Origin of the sequence: Haladaptatus sp. (genome assembly GCF_049589095.1) — an archaeon.
GTDB lineage: Archaea > Halobacteriota > Halobacteria > Halobacteriales > Haladaptataceae > Haladaptatus.
The window spans coordinates 1-2,055 of the sequence record NZ_JBAWAC010000090.1 but is presented as its reverse complement, the minus strand read 5'-3'; the positions used below and the strand labels follow the sequence as shown (position 1 = coordinate 2,055).

The 2,055-nt window shown below is 63.2% G+C and carries 2 protein-coding genes; both read right to left on the bottom strand.

Annotated features, from left to right (window positions below):
• On the bottom strand, positions 1-551 hold a 551-nt coding region (locus WBV42_RS03035), incomplete at its 3' end, for a 3-hydroxyacyl-CoA dehydrogenase family protein (RefSeq protein WP_423984724.1).
• Positions 552-1,006: 455 nt separating this feature from the next.
• Positions 1,007-2,055, bottom strand: a 1,049-nt coding sequence (locus WBV42_RS03030) for a zinc ribbon domain-containing protein (RefSeq protein ID WP_423984723.1), incomplete at its 5' end; no start/stop codon positions are given.

The following is a 2,055-nucleotide window of genomic DNA, read 5'->3' as shown; positions in this document are numbered from 1 at the left end:
CCCGGCGAGTCGTTGACCTCGACGCCCACCTTGTCGATGCCGTCCACGAACTCGGACGCGAATTCGACCGTCTTCGAGCTACTCTGCTCGGGAATCACGATTTCGACCAGTTTCATGATGTGCACCGGGTTGAAAAAGTGTAGCCCGATGGCCCGACTCGGATCGTTCAGTGCGCTGGCGATTTCGGTCAGCGAGAGCGACGAGGTGTTCGACGCGATGATCGCGTCGTCGGACGCGAACTCCTCCACGTCCGCGAACGTCTCGCGCTTGATTTCCATCTTCTCCGGCACCGCCTCGACCACCATGTCCGCGTCGGTGACGGCCGCTTCGAGGTCCGTCGTTCCGGAAATCCGGCCGAGTGCGGCTTCCTTCTCGGCTTCCGTGACCTTGTCGCGCTCGACACCTCCTTGGAGGTTCGCCTCGATGCTCTCGATACCGTTCTTCACGAACTCCTCCTCGATGTCGCGGAGCGTCACGTCGTGACCCGCCATCGCCGTCACCTGTGCGATTCCGTGACCCATCGTCCCCGCTCCGAGTACGCCTACCTTCATCGTGCGAAAACGCGTTCGGACGCACGAAAAACGTTTATCTCCGGTCCCGATACGGCGGCAGGTCACCGGTATCGCTTAATCACCGAGGGCTTGTCTATATGATTTCCGAGAACTATGCCGAACGTATTGTCACTGCAATCGTTTACAGAAAGCTTTTATCCTCGCCGGAAAATCGACTAATTGTCTCGGGTAGGGGTACACGAGACAAGATTTCTTTCGAAGCAATCAGTTCGAGACGGGAGTCCGTCACGTCCGTCCGAAATCGACTGACGAGTATCTAGTATCTCCGGCCCGTGATGGGAAAACTGTCGAGGGTCGGTCATTCGTTTGCTCCCCGTTTTCTTGCCCTCGTGTTGGGGTTCAGCCTCCGACCGGTACGGAACCCCGACCCGATCTCAAGATTCAGCCATTCGGCTGAATCTCGAACTACGGTCGGAGCATAGCGCCAGTATAATTTAAAGTTCGCCCGTCGGGCGAACTTTAAATCCGTACCTCGTGACGCCTTCCTGCGTATAGATACGGCGCATCGTCGTCTCCACCGAATCGCCGATTTCGAGGGTTCCAGGCGCAGCACCCGTCACCTGCGCGGGAACGCTCGCCTCGCCGCCATTCGGTCCGGAGAGGGCGACGACTGCCACGTCGAAGTCGCCCGATTTGGCCTGCTGTTCGGCGAACTCGGGGGGCGCACCGCCCTGCGAGATGGTCGTCACGGCTTCGATGGTTCCCTCGCCGGTCAGTCGCACGTCGTCGTACTCGCCCAGCGAGTTACAACCGTTACACGCGCCCTCCGGCGGGAAGTTCAGCGCGCCACAGTCGGGACATTTCCCGGCGAGCAATCGATGTCGCTGGTTGAGCGTGCGTCGCCACGACGGTACGCTGACGTACGCTCCGCCACCGCTCGGCGGGCCGGAGGTCAGGTCGCCGCGCAGTCGGAGATATTCGGCGTAGGATACGGGGTCGTCGCCGTCGAGCGTCAGCGAGACGGGAACGTCGCCGTCCGTTTCGATCACGAACGCGTCCGCCCCCGCGCCGCTGCCGAACGAGGCGGCGAGGATTCGTTCGTGACCGTCGGCGAGGGATTTGGCCAGGCTCAGCGGGACGCTCGCCGCGCCCGTGTCGCCGAGTTCGTGGACGAGTGCGCCCGCCCGAATCTCGTCGATACCGACGCCGAGCGCACCCGCGGCGCGGTACGGGAGTTTCCCGTCGGGTGCCTGCACCGCCACGGCGTCAACAGCACCGGTATCTACCTGTCCGACTGCGCCCGCGAGCGTTTCCGAGAACGCTCGTCGGTCGTAGCTGGTGACGCCCAATCCCTCGACGCTCGACTCGCCGGTCTCGCGGAAGCGCGTTCCGGGGAATTCCGTCGTGTGTTCTGCCCGTTCGACGACGCTGGCGGGGCCGTCGGCCGCGAGGATGAAGGCCGCCGCACCCGCGCCTGCCGCGTGGTCTTCCGCGGAATCCGGTTCGCCGCGGGGAGCGTCCGCGGCGACGACCAACCCGACAC